3 protein-coding genes are annotated in these 3,574 nt (G+C 67.7%); all 3 read right to left on the bottom strand.

Annotated elements, in window-relative coordinates; translation table 11 throughout:
* Positions 1-137: 137 nt before the first annotated feature.
* The 3 genes from napA to napF are packed head-to-tail and all read right to left on the bottom strand — an operon-like array spanning position 138 to position 3,438.
* On the bottom strand, positions 138-2,654 hold the full coding sequence (napA, locus tag ACYQ2W_RS25615) for a nitrate reductase catalytic subunit NapA (RefSeq protein WP_459873788.1): 2,517 nt from the start codon (positions 2,652-2,654) through the stop codon (positions 138-140).
* Entirely contained in the window at positions 2,651-2,941 is a 291-nt protein-coding gene (locus ACYQ2W_RS25610; protein ID WP_459873786.1) for a chaperone NapD, read from the bottom strand. Before ACYQ2W_RS25610 ends, napA begins: the two co-directional genes overlap by 4 nt.
* Positions 2,938-3,438, bottom strand: a complete 501-nt coding sequence (gene napF, locus ACYQ2W_RS25605) for a ferredoxin-type protein NapF (RefSeq protein WP_459873784.1) — start codon at positions 3,436-3,438, stop codon at positions 2,938-2,940. Before napF ends, ACYQ2W_RS25610 begins: the two co-directional genes overlap by 4 nt.
* Positions 3,439-3,574 lie beyond the last annotated feature (136 nt).

Genomic DNA, 3,574 nt, shown 5'->3' with positions numbered 1-3,574 from the left:
AGGACCGCGCCCCCGTTCCCGACGCAGAGCGTCGAAGAAGACGTTCCCACGCGGAGCGTCGAAGAGGACGTTCCCACGCGGAGTGTCGAAGAGGACGTTCCCACGCAGAGCGTGGGAACGAGAGCGGAATTTTCCGCCTAGGCCTTCACCACCTTGACCGCGCACTTCTTGTAATCGGTCTCCTTGGAGAGCGGGTCGGTAGCATCGAGGGTGACCTTGTTGATCAGCCGCCCGGCGTCGAACCAGGGGACGAAGATCAACCCCCGCGGCGGGCGGTTGCGCCCGCGGGTCTCCACCCGGCTGACGATCTCGCCGCGGCGGCTCACCACCTTCACCTTGGAGCCGTCGCGCAGGCGCCGCTCGCGGGCGTCCTTCGGATGCATGTAGACCACCGCGTCGGGCATCGCGCGATAGAGCTCGGGGACCCGCCGGGTCATCGAGCCGGAGTGCCAGTGCTCCAGCACCCGGCCGGTGCAGAGCCACAGGTCATACTCGCGGTCGGGGCTCTCGGCGGCCGGTTCGAAGGGGGCGAAGATGATGTTGGCCCGCCCGTCGGCGTTGCCGTAGAACTGCACCCCGGCGCCCTTCGCCACATGCGGGTCGTAGCCCTCGCGGAAGCGCCACAGGGTCTCCTTGCCGTCGACCACCGGCCAGCGGATGCCGCGCGCCTCGTGATAGTCCTGGAAGGGGGCCATCTCGTGGCCCTTCTTCGGCCGCCCCTCGGCGGTGTTGAACAGCCGGTACTCCTCGAACAGCCCCTTCTGCACGTAGTAACCGAAGTGGGCCGACTCGTCGTTGCCGTAGACGTTGCCCGCCGCATCGGTCACCGGGTCGGCCGGGAACCGGTCGACCTGGCCGTTCTCGAAGAGCACCTGATACATCGTCTTGCCGCGGTGCTCGGGCATCTTGGCGAGCTGCTCCTCGGGCCACACCTCCTCGATCCTGAAGCGCTTGGCGAACTCCATGATCTGCCACAGGTCGGAGCGGGCCTCGCCCGGCGCCGGCACCTGCTGGCGCCAGAACTGGGTGCGCCGCTCGGCGTTGCCGTAGGCCCCCTCCTTCTCGATCCACATGGCGGTGGGCAGGATCAGATCGGCGGCCATCGCCGAGACCGTCGGGTAGGGGTCGGAGACGGCAACGAAGTTCTCCGGGTTGCGCCAACCGGGATAGCTCTCCTCGTTCATGTTGGCGGCGGCCTGCATGTTGTTGTTGCACAGCTGCCAGTAGCAGTTGAGCTTGCCGTCCTTCATCATCCGGTGCATCAGCACCGCGTGATAGCCGACCTTGCCGCTGATCGTCCCCTCGGGGAGCTTCCACACCTTCTCGGCGTAGGCGCGGTGCTCCGGCTTCTTCACCACCAGATCGGCGGGCAGCCGATGGGCGAAGGTGCCCACCTCGCGGGCGGTGCCGCAGGCCGAGGGCTGGCCGGTGAGCGAGAAGGGGCTGTTGCCCGGTTCCGAGATCTTCCCCATCAGCAGGTGGATGTTGTAGACCAGCCCGTTGATCCACACCCCGCGGGTGTGCTGGTTCATGCCCATGGTCCAGAAGGAGGTGACCTTCTTTTTCGGGTCGGCATAGGCCTTGGCCAGTCTCAGCAGCGCCTCCTGCGGTACCCCGGACATCTCGCTCGCCTTCTCCACGGTGTACTCGGAGACCGCCTTGGCGTACTCCTCGAAGGAGATCTTCGAGAGCTTGCCCTTGCCGGCGTTCTTCGCCGCCCGCTCGCGCGGGTCCTCCGGACGCAGGCCGTAGCCGATGTCGGTGAGCGTATTGGTGAAGTTGACGTGGCGGTCGATGAAGGCCTGGTTGTAGGCCTTGTGCTGGATGATGTAATTGGCGATGAAGTTGGCGATCGCCAGATCGGTCTGCGGGGTGAAGACCATGCCGTTGTCGGCCAGCTCGAAGCAGCGGTGCTCATAGGTGGAGAGCACGTGCACCTCGCAGCCGGGCCGGGTCAGGCGGGTGTCGGTGAGCCGCGACCAGAGGATCGGGTGCATCTCCGCCATGTTGGCGCCCCACAGCACGAAGACGTCGGCGTGCTCCAGGTCGTCGTAGCAGCCCATCGGCTCGTCGATGCCGAAGGCGCGGATGAACGCCCCCACCGCCGAGGCCATGCAGTGGCGGGCGTTGGGGTCGAGGTTGTTGGAGCGGAAACCGGCCTTGATCAGTTTGGAGGCGGCATAGCCCTCCCACACCGTCCACTGGCCGGAACCGAACATCCCCACCGCGGTGGGCCCCTTCGCCTTCAGGGCCTTTTTCCATTGGTCGGCCATCACGTCGAAGGCCTCGTCCCAGGAGACCTCCTCGAACTGGCCGTCCTTGGCATAGCGGCCGTCCCTCTTGCGCAGCAGCGGCTTGGTCAGGCGGTCCTTGCCATAGAGGATCTTGGAGAGGAAGTAGCCCTTGATGCAGTTGAGCCCCTTGTTCACCGGCGCATCGGGGTCCCCCTGGGTGGCCACCACCCGGCCTTCCCGGGTGCCGATCAGCACCGAGCAGCCGGTACCGCAGTAGCGGCAGGGGGCCTTGTCCCAGCGGATGCCGTCGCCGCCGGCGGTCGCCCCGGCCGCGGAGATCCCCGGCAGGGCCACGCCCGCGCTGGCCGCGGCGGCGGCGATGGCCTGGGTCTTGATGAACTCGCGCCTGGTCTGCTTCATGGGGACACCTCCTGCGGAATGGATTCTCGGGTAGCGTGGGGAGGCGCATCGGCGGCCTCGGCGTCGTCGCAGAACTCGTAGATCAGGGCGGAGGAGAGGACACCGTCGATGTTGTGGAACTCCATCAGCGCCTCGCTCACCACCGCCCGCTCCGCGTGCTCGACGGTGACCACCAGGCGTCCCGCGGACTCGCCGTGGACCTCCACCCCCGGGAAGGCCAGCAGCCGCGCCCGCACCCCCTCGGCGGCAGCGAGCCGCGCATGGACCACCACGCTACAGATATTCATGGATTCACCTCGCTCCGCCGGATCGCCACCGCCCCCACCGGGCAGGGGGCGACGCAGGCGCCGCAGCCGCTGCACGCGGCAAGCTCCAGCTGCGGCAGCGCCGCGCCACCCACCACCATGCGAAAAGTGATCGCCCCCTCCGGACAGCGCTCGCCGCAGCTGCGGCAGACCACACCGCGCAAGGCGAGGCAGCGATCGTCGACCACCGCCACCGCCTGCCACGGGAGGCGCTCATCGGAACGGTCGATGACACCGCGGGCGCAGGCAGTCGCGCAGCGATCGCAGAAGGTGCACTCGCCGCGGGAGAAATCGACCTCGGGAAAGCCGCCGCGGCCGGCCTGGAGGATGCCGGCGGGACAGGCGCGCAGACAGTCGCCGCAGCGGGTGCAGCGCTCGATGAAGCGGGGTTCGGCGATCGACCACGGGGGACGGAGGGGAAGCGGGTGACCTTGGAAGTCACCACGAAGAAACTGCGCTCTGCTGATCGAACCACCCATGACCACCGACTGCCCCAACCGCCATTCAACCGATGGCTTTATCGTGGTCAGTCGAGGGCGGAGACGCCTTGATCCCAATCAAACGAGCGGTGGATGGGCGGACGGGAACCCCGGGGGCGGATGGCTTTCCCTCGTC

The sequence above is a fragment of the Endothiovibrio diazotrophicus genome, assembly GCF_054657215.1.
The sequence above is the reverse complement of the archived record's forward strand: the minus strand, read 5'-3'. Positions and strand labels throughout refer to the sequence as shown.

Coding starts and splice junctions, on each gene's coding strand:
- napA (WP_459873788.1), bottom strand. CDS start 2,654: ATGAAGCAGACCAGGCGCGAGTTCATCAAGACCCAGGCCATCGCCGCC.
- ACYQ2W_RS25610 (WP_459873786.1), bottom strand. CDS start 2,941: ATGAATATCTGTAGCGTGGTGGTCCATGCGCGGCTCGCTGCCGCCGAG.
- napF (WP_459873784.1), bottom strand. CDS start 3,438: ATGGGTGGTTCGATCAGCAGAGCGCAGTTTCTTCGTGGTGACTTCCAA.